This is a genomic window from Lactiplantibacillus sp. 7.2.4 (assembly GCF_018991185.1).
Classification (GTDB): Bacteria; Bacillota; Bacilli; order Lactobacillales; family Lactobacillaceae; genus Lactiplantibacillus; species Lactiplantibacillus pentosus.
In genome coordinates this window covers 45,252-64,109 of record NZ_JAGYGS010000014.1, presented here as the reverse complement: position 1 = coordinate 64,109, position 18,858 = coordinate 45,252, and the positions used below count along the sequence as shown (strand labels likewise).

Annotated in this window: 17 protein-coding genes and 1 pseudogene; 11 read left to right on the top strand and 7 right to left on the bottom strand. The window is 47.5% G+C overall.

Translation table 11 applies throughout. The annotated features are described in order from the left end of the window. The first annotated feature begins 312 nt into the window (after window positions 1–312). Complete coding sequence (locus KGF70_RS06895) at window positions 313–2,925, top strand: cation-translocating P-type ATPase (RefSeq protein ID WP_216768306.1); 2,613 nt, start codon at window positions 313–315, stop codon at window positions 2,923–2,925. Window positions 2,926–3,176: 251 nt separating this feature from the next. On the opposite strand, the gene KGF70_RS06890 is transcribed toward KGF70_RS06895, so the two are convergent. Continuing rightward, window positions 3,177–3,650: a nucleoside 2-deoxyribosyltransferase gene (locus KGF70_RS06890; RefSeq protein ID WP_003639967.1), complete on the bottom strand. Its 474-nt coding sequence runs from the start codon at window positions 3,648–3,650 to the stop codon at window positions 3,177–3,179. 338 nt (window positions 3,651–3,988) lie between these two features. Here KGF70_RS06890 and KGF70_RS06885 point away from each other — a divergent pair, with 338 nt between their 5' ends. Together KGF70_RS06885 and KGF70_RS06880 are read left to right on the top strand one after the other, a co-directional pair. Next, window positions 3,989–4,456 (top strand): DUF1836 domain-containing protein, encoded by a 468-nt coding sequence (locus tag KGF70_RS06885; protein WP_216768305.1) that lies wholly within the window; start codon window positions 3,989–3,991, stop codon window positions 4,454–4,456. 33 nt (window positions 4,457–4,489) lie between these two features. Next, window positions 4,490–5,428, top strand: coding sequence for an alpha/beta hydrolase (locus tag KGF70_RS06880; protein WP_216768304.1), 939 nt, complete (start codon window positions 4,490–4,492; stop codon window positions 5,426–5,428). A 361-nt stretch (window positions 5,429–5,789) separates the two neighbouring features. Here the strand turns inward: KGF70_RS06880 and KGF70_RS06875 are convergent, their stop codons facing one another. Continuing rightward, window positions 5,790–7,013 carry an MFS transporter gene (locus KGF70_RS06875; RefSeq protein ID WP_216768303.1) on the bottom strand — a complete coding sequence of 408 codons (1,224 nt, stop codon included), beginning with the start codon at window positions 7,011–7,013 and terminating at the stop codon, window positions 5,790–5,792. A gap of 244 nt (window positions 7,014–7,257) precedes the next feature. Here KGF70_RS06875 and KGF70_RS06870 point away from each other — a divergent pair, with 244 nt between their 5' ends. From KGF70_RS06870 to KGF70_RS06855, 4 genes are all read left to right on the top strand, one after another. Next, window positions 7,258–7,596 (top strand): type II toxin-antitoxin system RelE/ParE family toxin, encoded by a 339-nt coding sequence (locus KGF70_RS06870; protein ID WP_216768302.1) that lies wholly within the window; start codon window positions 7,258–7,260, stop codon window positions 7,594–7,596. Continuing rightward, window positions 7,586–8,683 carry a HigA family addiction module antitoxin gene (locus KGF70_RS06865; protein ID WP_216768307.1) on the top strand — a complete coding sequence of 366 codons (1,098 nt, stop codon included), beginning with the start codon at window positions 7,586–7,588 and terminating at the stop codon, window positions 8,681–8,683. The genes KGF70_RS06870 and KGF70_RS06865 overlap by 11 nt, the downstream gene beginning before the upstream one ends. Before the next feature lie 200 nt (window positions 8,684–8,883). Next, complete coding sequence (locus tag KGF70_RS06860) at window positions 8,884–10,257, top strand: cytosine permease (RefSeq protein ID WP_216768301.1); 1,374 nt, start codon at window positions 8,884–8,886, stop codon at window positions 10,255–10,257. 45 nt (window positions 10,258–10,302) lie between these two features. Then, complete coding sequence (locus KGF70_RS06855; protein ID WP_225083454.1) at window positions 10,303–10,689, top strand: DUF1398 family protein; 387 nt, start codon at window positions 10,303–10,305, stop codon at window positions 10,687–10,689. Between the two features lie 227 nt (window positions 10,690–10,916). Here KGF70_RS06855 and KGF70_RS06850 read toward each other — a convergent pair whose 3' ends face one another. From KGF70_RS06850 to KGF70_RS06830, 5 genes and pseudogenes are all read right to left on the bottom strand, one after another. Next, window positions 10,917–11,210 (bottom strand): hypothetical protein, encoded by a 294-nt coding sequence (locus tag KGF70_RS06850; RefSeq protein WP_101874167.1) that lies wholly within the window; start codon window positions 11,208–11,210, stop codon window positions 10,917–10,919. Between the two features lie 44 nt (window positions 11,211–11,254). Continuing rightward, window positions 11,255–11,437 carry a hypothetical protein gene (locus KGF70_RS06845; protein WP_088770525.1) on the bottom strand — a complete coding sequence of 61 codons (183 nt, stop codon included), beginning with the start codon at window positions 11,435–11,437 and terminating at the stop codon, window positions 11,255–11,257. A gap of 302 nt (window positions 11,438–11,739) precedes the next feature. Further along, a pseudogene (locus KGF70_RS06840) lies at window positions 11,740–13,172 on the bottom strand (DHA2 family efflux MFS transporter permease subunit). Between the two features lie 240 nt (window positions 13,173–13,412). Beyond that, window positions 13,413–13,562: a hypothetical protein gene (locus KGF70_RS06835; RefSeq protein ID WP_216786424.1), complete on the bottom strand. Its 150-nt coding sequence runs from the start codon at window positions 13,560–13,562 to the stop codon at window positions 13,413–13,415. 380 nt (window positions 13,563–13,942) lie between these two features. Continuing rightward, the gene (locus KGF70_RS06830; protein ID WP_209041671.1) at window positions 13,943–14,359 is read right to left on the bottom strand and encodes a Zn-Finger Containing protein; all 417 of its coding nucleotides are present in this window, start codon (window positions 14,357–14,359) and stop codon (window positions 13,943–13,945) included. Window positions 14,360–14,562: 203 nt separating this feature from the next. On the opposite strand from KGF70_RS06830, the gene KGF70_RS06825 reads away from it, so the two are divergent. The 4 genes from KGF70_RS06825 (at window position 14,563) to KGF70_RS06810 (ending at window position 18,790) form a co-directional block, all read left to right on the top strand. Then, on the top strand, window positions 14,563–14,838 hold the full coding sequence (locus tag KGF70_RS06825) for a hypothetical protein (RefSeq protein ID WP_050338303.1): 276 nt from the start codon (window positions 14,563–14,565) through the stop codon (window positions 14,836–14,838). A gap of 163 nt (window positions 14,839–15,001) precedes the next feature. Then, entirely contained in the window at window positions 15,002–15,430 is a 429-nt protein-coding gene (locus tag KGF70_RS06820) for a CopY/TcrY family copper transport repressor (protein ID WP_082230207.1), read from the top strand. A gap of 237 nt (window positions 15,431–15,667) precedes the next feature. Then, complete coding sequence (locus KGF70_RS06815; protein ID WP_216768300.1) at window positions 15,668–17,707, top strand: heavy metal translocating P-type ATPase; 2,040 nt, start codon at window positions 15,668–15,670, stop codon at window positions 17,705–17,707. Window positions 17,708–17,803: 96 nt separating this feature from the next. Continuing rightward, the gene (locus KGF70_RS06810; RefSeq protein WP_216768299.1) at window positions 17,804–18,790 is read left to right on the top strand and encodes a choloylglycine hydrolase family protein; all 987 of its coding nucleotides are present in this window, start codon (window positions 17,804–17,806) and stop codon (window positions 18,788–18,790) included. The last annotated feature ends 68 nt before the right edge of the window (window positions 18,791–18,858 follow it).

The window sequence follows — 18,858 nt, the reverse complement described above, 5'->3', positions numbered from 1 at the left end:
ATTCTATTATAACAATATTCATGGCAGGTAACTTGATTTTGAACATAAATCATCATCTTTTTTGATGATTGTCGGTCGTTAATGTTGAAGCCGGTGACGATTTAGTACGTCGTAGCGCTAATGGATACAACCGTTGGGGACGTAAGCAACGGGTAAATGATGAGAAATTAGTGGGGACCCAACCGACTGCTCGTTCACACATGGCCCAATCTTCAAACCTTCTTCATAATTTGGGCGTAAAACGACAAAATGTTTCCGCTATCATTAAAGTTGACGAATGTTAACGATAATCGAATTACGGAGGACAAGACGATGCAAAATTATCAGAATGCACCATTTAAGCCTACCCCCGAGTCCGGTTTAACGACCACAGTAGTGACGGCCCAGACGACTAAATTCGGTAAAAACGAATTAGTGGCTGCGCGTCCCGTACCGCTGTGGCGGAAAATTTGGCAACATATGAGTGACGTCTCGTCGCTCGTGCTCTTATTTGCGGTTGGCCTAGCGACCTACTTAGCGTTAGCCCAGAATGGGGGCTGGACGAAGACAATCGTGATTGGCGCGATTTTAGTGATCAACGTCTGTATTGGGTTATACCAGGAAGCCTCAGCTGAAAAATCACTGGCCGCGTTGAAGTCGATGAGTCTGCCGACTGCAACGGTGCGCCGTAATGGCGATACGCAGACGATCCCGGCACCGGAAATCGTTCCGGGCGACCTGGTGATTTTAAAAGCTGGTGACCAAGTCCCCGCGGATGCGGTCGTGCTAACGGCGACTAATCTCGCGGTTGACGAGGCCGTATTGACGGGTGAAAGTGAAGCAGTTGAAAAAAGCGCCTATCAAGACGGCGCCGAACTGACGGACGACAGTCAAGTCTTTGCTGGAACAGCGGTGACGGCTGGAACGGCCACGATTCAAGTGTTAACGACTGGGATGGCGACCGAACTGGGCCAAATCGCTGGCCTATTGAATAAGACTAAGCAACGGGCGACCCCGTTACAAGGTCGGTTGAACCGCCTCTCGAGTTGGCTCACGACGTTTGCAGTCTTAGGTGGGATCACCATTTTTGCCCTGAGCGTCTGGGTCCAGAACCAAGGTCTAGCGGACAGCCTCATGATTGGGGTCTCACTAGCGGTCGCGGCGGTGCCCGAAACCTTACCAATCATTGTCACAATCAGCCTCTCGCACGGGGTACGACGGATGGCGGAACGCAATGCCATCATGCGCCGCGTGAGTGCCGTTGAAACGATTGGGAGCGTCGACGTGATTGCGTCGGACAAGACCGGGACATTGACGCAGAATCGAATGACGATCACTAAGTATTGGACACCAAATTCTGGTATCCAGACAACTGAAGAACCCCTAACGTCAGCGGGCCAGAAGCTGATGCGCTATTTAGGATTAGCAACTAACGCAGAAATCAACATGGTCGATGGCGAAGAACAAGCGATTGGGGATGCCACTGAATTAGCAGTTGTCCGCTGGTTGGCCCAACATGATTTAGAACGGCCGGAGCTAGAAACGACGATGCCTCGCTTGGCAGAAGACCCGTTTGATTCGACCAAGAAGATGATGACGACCGTGCATCAATTAGACGATGGGCAGCGCCTCGTGATCGTGAAAGGGGCGTGGGACCGGCTGCCGTTTGCGGACGACCAAGCGGCTCTGGCAGCGGGCCAGACCGCCCACGATACGTTTGGCCAAGCCGCTTTACGTGTCCTGGCCGTTGGGTACCGCGTCATTCCCGCTGAAGTGACGACGACCGACTGGGATGAATTAACTACTGACTTGCAACTGGCGGGGCTGATTGGACTGATCGACCCACCTCGTCCAGAAGTGATTCCAGCCATTCAAGCCGCTAAAGATGCCGGGATCTTCCCAGTCATGATTACTGGCGACCACTTGATGACGGCCAAGGCCATTGCGACGGAGATTGGCATTTTAACGCCCGGCCTCAAGGCGCTGAGTGGTGAGGAATTACGCGCGTTAAGTGACGACGAACTACAAGCACAAATCGACCAAATTGCCGTGTACGCGCGGGTCTCGCCGAGTGATAAGATCCGCATCGTGCAGGCTTGGCAACGGTTGAATAAAACCGTCGCGATGACCGGTGATGGCGTGAACGACGCACCCGCTTTGAAGGCAGCGGACGTGGGAATCGCCATGGGAATTACCGGGACGGAAGTGTCTAAAGAAGCCGCCGACATGGTCTTAACGGATGATAACTTTGCGACGATTATTGCGGCGGTCAAGGAAGGCCGAACGGTGTACCAGAACATTATTAAAGCCGTTGAATTCTTGGTTGGTGTCAACTTTGCACAAATCTTCCTGATGGTCGGTGCCGTGCTGTTCGGTTGGGGCGCACCACTATTGGCCGAACAACTACTGATTATCAACGTTTTAGCGGATGGGATTCCAGGCTTCTTCATCAGTCAAGAGCCGGGCGAACCACAGGCGATGCAACAACCGCCAGTGGCTAATGACGAAAGTATCCTAGCACGTGGCTTAGGCCAACGGTTATTCGTTCGAGCAGCGACCTTTACCGTCTTGACACTTGGCATTTATGCGCTTGGCCGTTTTGGACTGGCGAATGACCAAGCGTCCATCGGGATGACGATGGTCTTCCTAGTGTTAGCGCTCGGGTCAATGATTGATATTTATGCCATCAAGGATCGCCGACCACTGAGCCGGGACACGTTTACCCGCAATCCAATGCTTAATCGCGGCTTACTGATTGGGATTCTAGTTGTTCTAGCCATCGCAATCGTGCCACCGTTCCGCAACTTCTTCAGCTTGGTCACCTTACCAGCTAGCGCGTGGCTGATTGTCCTCGTCGCAACCCTTATCCCAACCGCTGTTCTGGAGCTGAACAAGCGCTGGCAAGCCCGGCAACGGGACCGACTCGTCGCTGACCCTGCGGAATAGGCGGAGTTAGACGAGTAAACTAATAAAGAAATATTTGCAACATTAGGTTGGGTCGCTTGATAGCCCGTTTAGCTGACAAGTCCTGACAGATTGCATTAACGTGAAATGGCCGTCATTCCAGTTGGGGGAATGGCGGCCATTTTGGGGCAGCATTTAGGTATGGAAAAAGACATCCGTTCAAGCTAGTAATGCTCGAACGGATGTCTTTTTTGAGTGCGCTAGATGCGCGAATCAAGTACAACTAATTAAGGCTAAAAGACAGGCCGTTGTGCTGGCTTGGAGCGTAAATCATCGCAATTATAAGCAGCGAGTTCTTTTAAGCCATCCTTGCTAGCGTCAAAGTAAGCGGTCAAGCCTTGGGCAATCATTAGGTTAAGTTCTTTTTTGGCATCAAACTGGACGACTAGCACGGGTACTTTGTCAGCGACCGCTGCGCCGATTTCGAACATTGTGCCAGAGTCCGGTTCGTTCGTGTCACTAGTCATATCATAATCGAGTAAGGCGACGACCACGTCTGCACGGTGAACTTGGCGCATGTCAGAAGCGTAGACGTATTGTTGCCAAGCGCGGCTACCAAAAGGTTCTTCCTCAAATTGGTGTTCTTCGGGAATGAAGATGCCATCTGGATTGATGGTCGGGTTGGCAAGTAAGGCTGCCTTGACCTGTTGGATGCGTTCCTTTTGGGCGTCGTCAAAAAACGGTGCAGCTAAGTAAACGTTATTCATAATGATTTCCTTTCTGGGCAATGAAATAATGATAGGCCTATTTTAGCTGAAAAACGGGTCGGGTTTCAAGCCCCTGTTTGGCAAATGTCGTCGTCGGTGCTGGTTCTAACTGGTATAAAAATTAGTTGGATACGCCGCTTAGCTGGTGGTCGTCAGCTGGCCGCCCTTGAACTTAATAACTTGCTCAATACGGCGTCATCAATAAATGGACATCGGTCAGATAAAATATTAATATTAAGTAGATTATAAATCTACATAACATAATGTATTGATGATGTTTACTTGAATCTAATTCTAAAATAGACTAAATTAAAATAGGTTACAGGGAGGAATATTGAATGGCAACACCAGCATTAGCAACGTACCATCTGATGGCGTGGGATGAACTGCCAGACGTTCCGGTGTATATGGAACAGCTGTTAGAACTCGTCAATGACGCACTAGCGCCACTTGGGTCGACGGTGACGAAGACGATGGTCAATAGTTATGTGAAACAACACTTTTTTAGTCGGCCAACGGGACGCCGTTACACCCGCAATCACGTGGTGGCAGTGCTCGTCGTTTCGATTTTGAAGCTGGACTTTTCATTACCGGTTATCAGTCAGGCAATCTTGCAAATACGTGACTCTAGACAAATTGAACCGCGTTATGAACAGTTCCGGCAAGCATTTGAACAGGCCTTGCGGGAACAACCGCTGACGATGGCGACGAATGATCCACTGACGCACGCGATTCAATTGGCAGCGCAGACGGTTGCGGCGCATTTATTAACGAATCAAGTATTAACGGATTTAGCACAAGCATAAGAGAACAATGGCATGAGAGAGGAAGAATTGAGAATGACAACGCGCAAGAAATGGACGCTGGCACTCGTCGCGTTTTTGACCGTGGTAGTGATTGGGATTGCAGGGGGGAGTTTTTATTTATACCACTTTGCCTTTGAGCCCACGCCCAAAGTTTTGACACACAGCTCAAGCAAGAGCAAGCATACCTTGAAGCAGAATCAGGCGTGGCTCAAACGGGTCAACAAGCAGACCTGGCATGAAACGTCCGCGACTGATAATTTGAAGCTGGTCGCTGATTACGTTCCCGCTGCGCATAAAACGAACAAAACGATCGTGGTCGCGCACGGCTACATGGGCAATAAGGAACAGATGGCGAGCTATATTCGGCTATGGCACCGCCAAGGCTACAACGTGCTCGCCCCTGATGATCGGGGTAATGGGAAGAGTCAGGGTGACTACTATGGTTTCGGCTGGCCGGACCGCTTAGATTATGTCAAATGGACCAGACAAGTGATTCGCCGTGTTGGAACGAACAGCCGCATCGGATTATTTGGAGTATCGATGGGTGGCGCCACGGTCATGATGATGAGTGGCGAGCAGCTGCCGTCCCAAGTGAAGGCCATCATTGAAGACTGTGGGTATACTAGTGTTGGCGATGAGCTGGGCTATGAACTCAAACAACTCTACCATTTGCCGAAATTCCCATTGTTATACACGGCTAACTGGGTCGCTGAAGCCAAGGCACACTTTAACTTCATGAAGGCCAGTTCGGTCAACCAATTGAAAAAGAACAAGCTGCCGATTTTCTTCATTCACGGGGCCAAGGATACCTTTGTGCCAACCAAGATGGTCTACCAGAACTATCGTGCGACGACCGTCAAAAATAAGCAATTATGGGTCGTTCCAGGTGCGGGTCACGCAGAATCGTACACGCTGCACCCGAAGCTGTATCAACAAAAAGTCAGTCAGTTTATGGCGACGTATTTGAAGTAATCGTTTGTAAACCGTACCTTGTCGTTAGTATCGTTAAATCTGAATGGCGTCGAATCTAAGAAGCGTATTGACTCTAGACAAGCTGGTGCGCTGTTCAGTTAGGTGATGGCTCCACAGCGTTAAGTCGGAGACCGGTCTGATTTGACGGTGATCATTGTTACAAAAAATAAATAAAGCCTGATTTCAAAATGCCGTGATGACGCGGTGAATTTTGAAACCAGGCTTTTTAATTATAAATTGGCTAAGTTCAGCGAATATCATCAGGTCGAATCGCTAAATCGGAAGTTTCCCAAACTGACGCCACTAGCCGGTTAAACGGTATTCCAGCAGTGCGTCTAGTTTGCGCCAGCTTTTAAACGAACTAACTCGTTGAACGTTTCACAAACGGATGGCGCATGCTAGGAATGAAAATCAGGACGCCGATGAAGTTGAGCAGTAACGATAGGGCGGTAAAGATGAAAACGCCATTGTAATCGAACCAGCCCGAGACGGCCCCACCAAGTAAGGAGCCCAGCATACTGCCAGCTGCTTGGAAGGACTGATTCCAGCTGAAGATTGTTCCCGTCAGTTCACGCGGCGTATTCTTGGATAAGAGCGTTTGAACGGTCGGGAAGAGCGCACCATCAGAGATTCCAATCATGAACCGCAGTAGGCCCAACGTCCAGACGCTTGAGACGAACCCTTGAGGGAAGTACATCAAGATGGCGAACACGAAGCCAAAGACGAGAATCCGGTCTGCACCCCGGTGATCACCCAGCCGACCGAGTCGCGGTGCGGAAAGTAACGTTGAAATCCCGGGCAGAGCGGCGATGATACCGGCCACCACCGTGATTGGACCAACGTTATGCATCAGTTCTTTGACATACAGACTAATAATCGGGGTAATCGAGTTGTTACCCATTTGAATAATCATCGTTGAGACAAGTAAGGTGATAATTAGGGTTGGATTTTTAAACTGACTGAGGAGGCTGCCTTCACGTTTAGTAGCAGTGACATCGCTAGGCTTGAAGTTCTCGTGAACGAGTGTCAAGCTTAACACGAAGACGATCAGTAATAGAATCCCCGTGATAATAAAGGTCAGGCGGATCGAGAAGACTTGCGCGAGCACCCCACCCAGAATCGGGCCAATCAGGTTGCCAGAAACATAGCCGGTCGTTAGGATCCCAATCGCCGTCCCGCTGTTTTCCTTGGGCGTTTCTGTCGCAATTAAGGCACTGGCATTAGGAATGTAGCCCGCGCAGAGCCCTTGCAGGAAGCGCAGTAAGATCAGTAGCCAGATATTATGTACGAAGCCCATTGCACCAATGACGAACGCCATCCCAAGTGAAGAGCGCAGTAACATGATTTTGCGGCCACGTCGGTCAGCAAGTTTGCCCCATAGTGGTGAAACGACGGCGACTACGAAAAAAGTCACCGCATAAGTGAGTCCACTGTACATCGTCAATTCATTTTTCGAAAAATCTCCCATTTGCCCGACGTATAGCGATAAGAACGGCATAACTTCGGAAAATCCCATGCCGGCGATAAACGTTCCAAGCCAGAGTACGGCTAGGTTACGCCGCCAACCAGTTAATGCTCCCTTCACAAGTGTCACTTCCTTAATAAGTTGATTAAGATTATCTTAATGCCATTTTAGGTTTTGTGCAATTAATGATCTTGGGCAAACTAGGTACTATCCAGACTAAATTTTGTCTAGGTAGATTTTATGAATATGATTTTTGTTCGAGAAACTATTTCGAGTTAAGCAAACGCAATTTGTTGACGTGTATCGTGATTGAGGATACTATGATATTACCAATTAGGTAATTTTTGCGATGATGGGGGTCGGCATGCGGATTGTTTACAAGAATAGTGCAGTCAAGAAGCAGTGTACTGAGCTAAGACAGGCAAAGAAGGATTTTTCTGAAAAAGTTGCAAAAAAGTTGCTGAAGCGAGTAATCTTTCTGGAGTCTGCAGAAAGCCTTGAGTCAGTTATAAATGATCCAACATTGCATTTCCACGACCTAAAGGCTGATTTAGATGGTTACTATGCAATTGACGTTGATGGTAGAAGAAGCCCGTACAGACTCATTATGCGTATTGATGGCTACAGTAAGGAACTAGTGTTTTCAAGTTCAAAGTCTATCGAAATAATCAAGATAACGGAGGTAAGTAACCATTATGAGTAAAGAAATTGAATATAAAGACTTAATTGCTTTTCATCCGGGATCCTATGTAGAAGAGATAGTTGAGGAGTTGAATATCACTCAGGCTGAGTTTGCAAAGCGGTTGGAGATATCGCCGAAGACGGTTAGTAAAATTATCAGTGGTGAGGATGACATCAGTCCATCTACAGCTAATAAGTTGGCAAGGCTTACTGGGATTTCAATGCAAACGTGGTTAAACTTGCAAGTAAAATACGATGCGAAAGTTCAGGAAATCAAAAACGCAAAAAACGACGATGAAAAAAGAGCGTGTGAATTCATTAATTTAAGGTATTTAAAGGATAATCACTTCATAGAAGATAAACGTTATCCAATCGATGAGAAAAGGCAGAAGTTGCGCGAACTTTTGAAATTGGCGAACCTTTCTCAACTATTTGAATTTAATGCAGCCGTTAGTTATAGGCGATCCAGGACGGAAAATGATGAGAAGTCAATCCTTCTATCAAATGTTATGCTAGAATTGGCAGTTAATAATGCAAGAAATGTGACCACTAATAAATATCGCAAAGCAAAGTTAGTACAGCTTTTGCCAACGATAAGAAAAATGAATGTGCAAGATCCTCAAGATTTCTATCCAAAGCTAAAAAAGCTTTTGCTAGATTGTGGTATTGTATTGATAGCATTACCACAAATGCCAGGTGCAAGATTGAATGGTGCTACTAAGAAGTTTAAAAATGGCAGTGTATTGTTGATGATTACTGATAGAAATAAGTCAGCTGATATCTTCTGGTTCTCACTAATTCACGAAATCGGTCATATCTATTATGAGGACTTCTACTCTGATTATGATGATCAAGCCCAATACGAGGAAAAAGAACAGGCGGCTGATAAGTTTGCATCTGAATTTTTTATTCCGTATCAGGATTATGAAGCTTTCAAAAATGAAGGTGTATATACGGAATCATCGATTAAGCAGTTTGCTACGAAGCTTAATATTCTTCCTGGAATGGTTGTCGGTCGACTGCAATTGGATAAGTTAGTCGGATATGATTCTTTTAACTACTTGAAGTCAAAGTATGAGATTGTATTTAATAGTAAAAATTTTAGTTGAAGAATTGTGAGATTCAAGTGAGTACCAAGCTCATTTGAATCTCTTTTTGCGCCAGCAATCATAGAATACACGAGTTAACTTGCGCCAAAAAATCCCTCACCATGGGACGATAGGATGCACACGAATTATTGGTCAAATAGACTTGACCAGCCGTCCCTAAAAAAACTACAATGGAAAACATTGTAGAAAGGGTGAACGATGTGCAACAAGAGTCGAAGTATCAAATTGAAGTGGTGGCGCCTAAGCACCGACACATGTCCAATTGGGATATGTTTGCAACCTGGATTGGCGCTAATGCCAATAATGGTACGTGGTACGTTGGTGGCGTGTTAGCCGCGTGCGGGTTATTGACTGCTCTAAAAGTGATTGTGGCATCGTCCGCGCTGTCGTATTTATGCTTGTCGTTGGTCGGTTTTATGGGGTACAAGACCGGGGCGGCAACAATGAGTTTGATTCGGGGTTCCTTTGGCGTTCGGGGGAGTTATGTGCCGTCATTCGTGAACCTCACCCAGTATATTGGCTGGACCGCGGTGAATACGTTTATCGCGGCGACATCCGTGAGTTACCTATTACATGATCTAGTAGGCTGGCCCGTTTACGGGAAACCTGGCGGGGCGAAAGGCTTGATTTTAGGCATTATCGTCATGAGTGTCCTGCACCTGCTCAGTGTCTCGGTCGGCCAACGCTCTGTCCAAATGATTGAGCGTATCGGCATTATTCTAGTTATTTTGTTTGTTTTATGGGAGACGGTCGTCGTCTTTCAAACGGTCTCAATGCATGACTTGTTAACTTGGCGCGCCCCAACGCATTTGCATATGACGGCAGGTGCTGGTATGGATACGTTAGCGGCCTTTAACTTGTCATGGGTCACTGCGGGCGCTGACTTTACCCGCTTCACCCGCAAACGGAGCGGAGCGACTGGTATGCCATTCTTGGGGGCTTTTACAGGCTTGTTCTGGTTTGCCTTCATCGGTCTCGCCGCAACCATCAGTATTGCCATTACTTCGGGGGCTTATGATCCCAATAACTCTGACCCTAGCACGATTGCGAGTCGTTTAGGCCTGGGCGCACTGGCCTTACTGGTGATCGTCTTAACGAGTATGACGGCCAACGCGGTCAACCTGTTGGCGGCAGGGTCCGCGCTATCCAACATTTTCCCACGGATTCACTTACGACCAGCGTTATGGGCAGTGACGATCATTGCAACGCTGGTGACGCTGATTCCACTCGTGATGGGCAGTTTCTTGGACGCTTTTACGGCGTTCTTGGACTACATCGGGATGGTGCTCGGGCCGATGATCAGCGTGATGCTGGTCGACTTCTACTGGCGGCATCATCAACACTATGATGTGAACGAACTAGCTAGTTCTAAGGGCCAATATTGGTATCATCACGGCATCAATTGGATTGCACTCCTCTGCTGGGTCTTAGGCGTGGTGATTTATCTGTTGCTCAAACAACTGCCTTGGATTGCGACTTTCACGGGAGCTACGTTCATCGATATGGTCATCATCGCTGTGATTTACATGGTTTTGATGCGAATTTGCTATCCGTTGACTGCCAAACAAGGCTAATTGGACTACAATGGAGGAGTAAACGAAATTAGAACGAGGGGTGTCATGATGTTTAAATTAACTGAAATTGACGACGTGTTAACTAATTTGGGTGACCATGCTGACTTTGCCACGATTGCCAAGAAGGAAGCCGACCTGGGTGTTCAACATTTTCAATACAATGTTGAAACTGGTGCGACGACTTATTTTGGTGAGAACGGCTACCTAGTAGAACGCCGGACCAATGGTATCGAAGGTATTGTTCAACCTGAAGAAGACGCTGCGGCCGTTGAAAAAATTGCCAAGCAGTACGTGTCTGGTGAAATGGCGCTAGCGGACGCTGTTAAGCATTTTGCGAGTGCCGGGTGTCAGGCGTGGACGGCCAACTTAAAACGTCAGGTCATCAATTTTACCGGCAAGGAAGGCAAAATTATGGCAACCGTCAGCTTTTAAATTGAAGCAAGCGAACTAAAAGGCAGTTTTCGTGATTCCCTAGTGAAAGGGAAGACGAAAACTGCCTTTTTTGACGGTATTTATTAGTTGCGGGGCTTGTACGGGTTTAATTGCAGTGCCAGTTCCGGCCGTAGTCATGTGTCCTGAAAATTCGTTGTGCCGGCTAAGGTCGCATAGACACCGTGGTGCATCAGTTTTGACTAGCTGAAACCAGCGCCAAGCCCGGTTTAATAGCCGGCTTGATGATATTGTTTGCTCAATCGACGTTCCAAACTGAGTAACGTCAATGGACTGAGTTTGCGTAGTTGGTCTGAATCGTAGCGCATGACTAATTGTTCAGGGCTATTGATCGTAATGCTGGTCACGCCATCTAAGCCTTGGAACGCCTGTTGAATGGACCGTTGAAGTTCCGGGTGTTGTGGCCAGACTGGCGACGTCAGCATCACTAAACCGTGTTCGGGGTGCTGGTAAGTCACATGGTATTTGTTGAGATAGCGTTGAAACATTTCTTCTGGATTCATAGCTCCTCCTTTAGTGATATGACAGTCAGCGACAAACTTGACGGTTACATGCCGAACCAGACGACCCAAGCGAAGAAGGCGGCCAATCCGACGAGTAAGAGTGTGATCAGTGCCCAAATCGTCCCAGCGATTTTAGCCCGCTGACGATAGTAGTGTCCACTGAGAACGCCACATAAAACGGCCAAGATGAGGCTAGTGCCAATAATCAAACCAATTGTAAGTTCCATAAATAGTATTCGACTCCTCACATTATCAATTTAATTGTGCAGGAAAAGTCAGTAAAGTGCAATTATTTATCAGGATTATTTCTAGTTATAATTCCTAATAATGGCCTTTGTGATAAATTAATTTATTAACAGGAGTAGCTCTAATTGTTATGACGAACAAAAATCCCGCCGAATCTAGCCGTGTTGTGCTGATTCGACGGGATTTTACTAATTGTTAGTCAAACGATTAGAAGTTATTTTTAATGTGCCTTCAAATGGGCAATTTAGCATTGCATTCAGCACATGTTTTAAAATATGGCGCCTTATTTAGCCGTCTTCTTAGAGAGCCGGGTTGCAAGCAACAGACCAACGAAGGCTAAGACTAAGTGAAGTAGAAGCCATAGTGGGCACCGTTAACAAACGCGCCGGCAGCTTGATGACCGCCGTTGCTGTAGTATGCGGCTTGGCCGATACCTAAGAGACTCGTCGCAAGAGCAGTTGAAATCGCACCAACGACTTGTTGTAAGGTGTTCATGATGGTACTACCATCCGCAGCGATTGGACCAGTCAATGAGTTCAACCCATGGGTCTGCGATGGTGACATAGCAAGTGGTGCCCCAATCATTAAGACGACGTGGGCTAAAATCACGTACCAAGTGGCCGTTTGTGTGCTGGTTAACGCTAGCATCAACGCCCCAACCATGCAGATTAAGAAGCCGAGCATTGCAGGTGTCCGAGCACCGACGGAGTCATATAACCGACCAGAAACGGCGGAAACGATCGCATTTACCAAACCACCAGGAAGCATGATGACCCCAGTCAAAGCAACTGGAATCAAGAGTCCCTTTTGGATGTACATTGGTAACAAGTACATGGCAGACAGGATAATCCCAAAGTCAATCATGACTAAGCTGGCACCAACTCGGAAACCAGGAATTGCGAAAGTTTTAAGGTTCAAAATTGGATTGTCCATCGTTAATTGACGATGCGCATACCAAGCGAGAATAACGATCCCGAGGGCCAGCGCACCTAAGACAGTTGCAGAGCCCCAACCTTGATCACTAGCAAGACTGACCCCAACGACTAAACTCCCGAAACCGACCATGGATAAGAGAATCGATAAGAAATCAATCTTTGGCCGGGTAACAGGGGCAATGTTTTTGAGTGACGTTACGGCAAAGAGGAAGGCGATGATCAAGAATGGAATAAAAATCCAGAAGATCCAACGCCATGAAGCAACCCCTAAGACGACCCCAGCTAAAGTAGGACCAACCGCGGGGGCGAACATGATAACCAGTCCGACCATCCCCATGGCGGCACCTAACTTATAAGGTGGGAAGATTTGCATGGCAACCGTGAACATTAGTGGCAGAATCAAGCCAGTTGCGATTCCTTGAATCATTCGACCGAATAATAGCACGCCAAAACCAGGTGCGGACGCTGAAATAATTGCCCCAACGGCAAAGTCGATCAACGCAAATAGAATCACTTGGCGAGTCGTAAACCACTTTGTAATTAAACTAGATAGTGGGAGAACAATCCCAATCATGAGCATGTATCCGGTTACTAACCACTGAACAGTAGCCGTCGTTACATGAAGCTGAGCCATCAATTGAGGCAGGGCGATGTTCAATGACGTTTCACTGAACATCCCAACAAAGCCACCAATTAACATTCCCATCATGGCTAGCATTGGATGGGCAACGGGAACCCGTGCTTGTTGTTTTGCTTGCGGGTTACTTTGAACTGAATCCATTATCTTTTTCACACTCACTTTCCTAAACAATGGGTTAGCATACCAGATAATTAATTTTTTCGTAAGTATTTTTTCTGAAAAGGGCTAATTATTTTCTTGTAAGCGTTTTAATTGACCGTGTTAGGAATTTGTGAGCCGCAAGATACAAACAGTTCGCACCCAATACTTGTGCCCGTTACCAGTTAAGCTGGGACGGGCAAATATTGGGTGCGACTAGAAAATTAAGGATTGTTTTTCAAATCAAACTAAATAGATGAAGAGAACCAGCAGGCAGAGGGCGATGATTAGTGCGAGCACCGCCGTAAACTTGGACGTTTTGTAGTGCTTGATACCAAGATAGCCAAAGCCTAAAAATCCTAGAAAAGCTAATATCATTATCCAAAATCCCATGAAGAGACCTCCAATTTATGGTTATTACTAATAGGTGGGGCGAATATCGCAGATAAAATTAGATGACAATATTCGTTATAGTAAAAACTAAACATAGTATAACATTATTTCGGTTTAAATATGAAGCGCCGCATGTTAACCATCGTGACGTCGTTAATCATTGGCATCTAATTGGCGCTAAGTTTCTACACTCAGCGGCTGGATAGGTCCGGTATTGCTGAAAGTCACACGAGTAATCGCCATAAACGCAAATGATACGCGAACGCTATACAATCATAGCGTTCGCGTATCATTTGTTCTTGACCATCATTCAGCCAAGTCGGATGTCAATTTTTCCAGACTGCCCGTATTCAAACGGACAACTAGTCACAGCGTCTAACTTAGACCTTCGCCTCAAACTGGTGGCCGCACTTCGGACAAGTAATGCGGACCCGACCGTGGTGGCGTGGAATACGAATTCGCTGATGGCACTGCGAACAGTGAAAGAACCGGTACTGCCAGTGCTGGGTGAGCGAATACTTGAGGCGGCTGAAGGGACGTGTCAGCGGTAGCCAAATGTGCTGAAAGCCGCGGTTGATGGCAACTTGGCGATAGATTTGCTTGGAGAACAGGCGCCAATAGCTGATCGCAATCAACAGGACGGCAATTAAGACCAACCAGTTGAAGCGCACGAAAAAGCTAATAATTAGTAGTAGTAATGCTAAATAGTTGAGAAAGCGATTCAAGGTATCGTTTTGCCCATAACGACCGCGCATCCATAATTGGAGGCGTTGTAAGAATTTAGAATTTGGTTTCAAATCGTGAACCCCCGTCACTAAAATAGTTAATATTAGGTAGCATAACACATTTTTTACCAGATTAATGGTACCAGTTGACTAGAATAACGGTGTATACTTATGCATATTATCATGTGTTGTGTCTGGCGGGTGAGTTTCACTGCTTTTTGCCTACCAATATTTCAGATACAACGCAGAGAAGATTATGATATCGAGGGAAGATCATGGCAATTCAAGCACATATTACACAAGCACAAGTACTCGACGCAATCAGTCGGGCCGCATTGACGTTGGACAGTCACAATCCAGAACAAGCGGGGTTACAACAACTACTCAATGAGTTTCGGCAAACTTTATTACATACGAATGGACAGACGGCGACGACCGTGCTGTATCACGGTAAGCTGACCAGTTATCTGTTGCAACACGCCGGTAATTATCCAGCTAGTGTGACGACCTTGGCGACGCTACTCGACCAATTCGTGGCGGCCCAGTCATGATTGCATGGGCGGGGTTGACCGCCTGAAGCTTAAATTTGATAGGGGTCATTATTCATCGGGTGCGAAAAGGGTTATGATAAGGATGACGGAAGTTTAGAATTGCTTTTATTCGTTTACGGTTGTAAACTATAATTAACTTCATTAGAGAAAGGTGGTCAAACCATTGGAAGCACAGACGAAAATCGAAATCAGTGATGCTGAATGGGAAGTCATGCGGGTTGCTTGGACATTGGGGAATGTGACCAGTAGCCAAGTCGCCGAAGTCATGGCCGATAAGATGGGCTGGAAGACAGCCACGGTCAAGACATTGCTGGGCCGGTTAGTGAAAAAAGGCGCGTTGCGGGCTGAAAAGAGTGGTCGGGCGTTTACTTACTATCCGATGGTTGAAGAACAGCCATCCATGGATGAAGCCGTCAAGACACTGTTCGGCCATTTATGTCAGATGCGGGTCGGCCAGACGTTGACCGATTTGATCAGTGAGACTGAATTAAGCCAGACAGACATCGCCGCGCTACAAAAAGTCTTAGCTGAAAAAGCCGAGCACGCGCCCGAAATGGTCGAGTGTGACTGCGTTCCCGGGACGCGGTGCTAACAACGGCAAGTCTAAAATTCTTACGCCAATCAGTCGCGAGTTTTAATCATGAAAAAGTAACGGTAGTCCCTAAATCAGCGGGGGCTACCGTTTTTTTGTGCCACCAGTATGCCCATTTTTTCCGTTAAGTCCGCTGATTACCATAAAAAGTGTTTTCCTTGACTTTTATCGTCTACAATTGTAAACTCAAACTGTAAATTACAAATGTAGACGTACGACATTGGGGAGGATAAACTTATGAAGGATATGGATATGCAACACATGCAGCATCATGATAGCCATGATATGGGTGACATGGATATGGGCAATGGCGAGATGATGCACATGGGCAACTTAAAGCTGAAGTTTTGGGTGTCGCTGATTTTGACGATTCCAATCGTTGTGATGAGCCCGATGATGGGGATGCAGTTGCCGTTTCAAGTCGTCTTTCAACCGTGGTCCGATTATCTGGTCGCAATTTTAGGAACGATTTTGTTCATTTATGGTGGGCAGCTGTTCTTTAGTGGCGCCAAAGCTGAACTTAAAAACCGGAAGCCAGCGATGATGACCCTGATTACGATGGGGATCAGCGTGGCTTATATCTATAGTATTTACGCGGTGATTGCGAATGATATTTTGCACACTAAGCCAATGGTGACGGACTTCTTCTGGGAACTCGCCACGTTGATCGTCATTATGTTGTTGGGTCATTGGATCGAAATGAACACGGTCATGAACGCTGGTTCGGCCGTGGATAAACTGGCGAAGTTGCTGCCAAGTACCGCGCATAAGTTGGTGGATGGTCAAGTAAAAGACGTGCCGATTGCGGACTTAGTCGAAGGTGACCGCGTTCAAGTTCGGGCGGGTGAACAGATTCCCGCAGACGGGACGGTTGAGAGTGGCGCGACGAGTGTCAATGAAGCAATGGTTACTGGTGAAGCAAAGTTAGTTGAAAAACGGCGTCAGGATCAAGTTGTCGGTGGCTCCGTCAATGGTGACGGTACGTTTGAAATGACGGTCACCGGGACTGGTGAATCCGGTTATTTGGCTCAAGTGATGAAGCTCGTTAGTGACGCGCAAGCAGCCAAGTCGTCACAAGAAAATATGGCGGATAAGGTTGCGGGACTGCTCTTCTACGCGGCACTGACCGTTGCCATCGTGGCCTTTATCGTTTGGCTACTGGTCGGCAACCTGGCCTTAGCCTTGTCGATTGCCGTGACCGTCCTCGTGATTGCCTGCCCGCATGCGTTGGGGTTGGCGATTCCCTTAGTCGTTGCCCGTAGTACGGCGATTGCAGCGAGTCACGGTCTCTTGATTCGTAATCGGGACGCAATGGAACAAGTCAACAAGCTGAACTACGCCTTAATGGATAAGACGGGGACGCTGACGGCCGGTAATTTTAAAGTTTCCGAGTATCAGAGTCAGACGGATGAGTTGACTGACGACGCCGTCTTAGCAATGATGGCCGGTTTAGAAAATGGCTCCAGTCATCCGCTCGCTGTCGGCATCTTAGCGGCGGCTAAGGAACAACAAGTCACACCTAAATCTGTCACGGATGTTCATCAGATTACCGGTGTCGGACTCAGTGGAACGATTGACGAGCACACTTATCAAATCGTCTCCGCCGCTTACCTTGACAAGCAACATCTGTCTTACGATAAGCAAACCTTTGACCGTTTAGCGAGTGCCGGGAACTCCGTTAGTTTCTTGATTCAAGATACCGCGGTCCTCGGCTTCGTCGCACAGGGTGACCAGATCAAACCAGAAGCGGCGCATTTGATCAAGAGCTTGAAAGCCCAACAGATCACGCCCGTCATGTTAACGGGGGACAATCCGCAGAGTGCCCAAGTCGTTGCGCATCAACTCGGCATCGACGAGGTCCATGCTGGTCTCTTGCCAGAAGATAAAGCTAAGTTGGTCCAACAGTATCAGGTTGACGGTAGCCACGTGATGATGATCGGTGATGGGGTCAATGACGCACCGAGCCTGGCGCGAGCTGATATTGGGGTCGCGATTGGTTCTGGGACGGATGTCGCGATTGATTCGGCGGACGTGGTGTTAGTCAAGAGCAATCCGAATGATGTCGTCGACTTCTTAGCACTAGCCCGGCAAACGACCCGCAAAATGGCGCAAAACCTATGGTGGGGTGCCGGATACAACGTCATCACTATCCCGTTAGCAGCCGGAATCTTAGCACCACTCGGCTTCATTTTGAACCCGATGGTCGGCGCGGTCGTCATGTCTTTAAGTACAATTATCGTTGCCATCAATGCGATGACGTTGCGGTTGCGTGATTAAAATAAACTGATGACCGTAAATTAATTCGTGCAAATACGTGTTTCGCTGGGTTTAAGATGCTAAAATGATAGTATTTAAATCAAGGATGTGAAACCTATGTGTACTAGTTTAACGATTCAAACCACGGCGGGTGATCAATTTTTAGCACGCACCATGGACTTTGCTTTTGAACTTGGTGGTCGGCCAGTCGCCATTCCTCGCAACCACCACTTTAGCAGTGTCACGAACGCCGATGGGTTTGACGCGCCCTACAGCTTTGTCGGGACCGGCCGTAATTTGAACGGCTACGTCTTCGTGGACGGGGTCAATGAACACGGTGTCAGTGCGGCCGCATTGTATTTCTCTGGTCAGGCTCACTTTGCACAACAGGCGAAAGCCGATAAGCTGAACCTCGCCCCACACGAAGTTTTGATGTGGATTTTGGGGAATGTCAAGAGCGCCGCAGAACTAGGCGACCGGTTGGCAAGCTTAATCGTGATGGAAGCTGCGGCACCGCTGCTCAACATCGTGGTGCCATTACACTGGATCATTAGTGATAAGAGTGGCGCAACGTACGTGCTAGAACTTGAAAATGACGGTGTGCACTACATGGAAAACCCAGTCGGCGTTATGACCAACACGCCCGATTTCAACTGGCACTTAAAGAACTTGAGCAACTACGTCAACTTGCAGCCTGAACCACACCCAAGCCGTCAATACGGTGAACTGGAAGTCAATCCATTTGGACCTGGTACCGGTGCACTGGGTATGCCTGGCGATTATACTTCGGTTGCACGCTTCGTCCGGACCGTCTTCATGCGGCAACACACGGATGCCGTTGATACGGACGCTGAAGCCGTCAACGCGCTTTCGCACATGCTGAACTCGGTAGAAATTCCTAAGGGCGTGAAGATGCAAGCCAACGGGACGCCAGATTACACGCAGTATCGCGCCTACATGAGCATGAACGAACCAGCATTCTATATTCAACCTTATGCTGACCAGACGATTACGCGAGTGGAATTGACGCCAGAATTAATGACGGCTGCTAAACCAACTGAATTTGAACTTAAGACCACGCAACAATTTAATGAAGCTAACTAATTTAGTCGGCTGTTGATCAAGAAGAAGGGCTACCACTCAAAAATCATCGCGATTTTTGAGTGGTAGCT

Excerpts from the sequence above, each read along its gene's own strand:
- KGF70_RS06855 (WP_225083454.1), top strand. The coding sequence starts at position 10,303 with ATGATGTTTAAATTAACTGAAATTGACGACGTGTTAACTAATTTGGGT.
- KGF70_RS06870 (WP_216768302.1), top strand. The coding sequence starts at position 7,258 with ATGCGGATTGTTTACAAGAATAGTGCAGTCAAGAAGCAGTGTACTGAG.
- KGF70_RS06825 (WP_050338303.1), top strand. The coding sequence starts at position 14,563 with ATGGCAATTCAAGCACATATTACACAAGCACAAGTACTCGACGCAATC.
- KGF70_RS06885 (WP_216768305.1), top strand. The coding sequence starts at position 3,989 with ATGGCAACACCAGCATTAGCAACGTACCATCTGATGGCGTGGGATGAA.
- KGF70_RS06815 (WP_216768300.1), top strand. The coding sequence starts at position 15,668 with ATGAAGGATATGGATATGCAACACATGCAGCATCATGATAGCCATGAT.
- KGF70_RS06845 (WP_088770525.1), bottom strand. The coding sequence starts at position 11,437 with ATGGAACTTACAATTGGTTTGATTATTGGCACTAGCCTCATCTTGGCC.
- KGF70_RS06880 (WP_216768304.1), top strand. The coding sequence starts at position 4,490 with ATGACAACGCGCAAGAAATGGACGCTGGCACTCGTCGCGTTTTTGACC.
- KGF70_RS06835 (WP_216786424.1), bottom strand. The coding sequence starts at position 13,562 with ATGGGATTTTGGATAATGATATTAGCTTTTCTAGGATTTTTAGGCTTT.
- KGF70_RS06810 (WP_216768299.1), top strand. The coding sequence starts at position 17,804 with ATGTGTACTAGTTTAACGATTCAAACCACGGCGGGTGATCAATTTTTA.
- KGF70_RS06895 (WP_216768306.1), top strand. The coding sequence starts at position 313 with ATGCAAAATTATCAGAATGCACCATTTAAGCCTACCCCCGAGTCCGGT.
- KGF70_RS06850 (WP_101874167.1), bottom strand. The coding sequence starts at position 11,210 with ATGAATCCAGAAGAAATGTTTCAACGCTATCTCAACAAATACCATGTG.
- KGF70_RS06890 (WP_003639967.1), bottom strand. The coding sequence starts at position 3,650 with ATGAATAACGTTTACTTAGCTGCACCGTTTTTTGACGACGCCCAAAAG.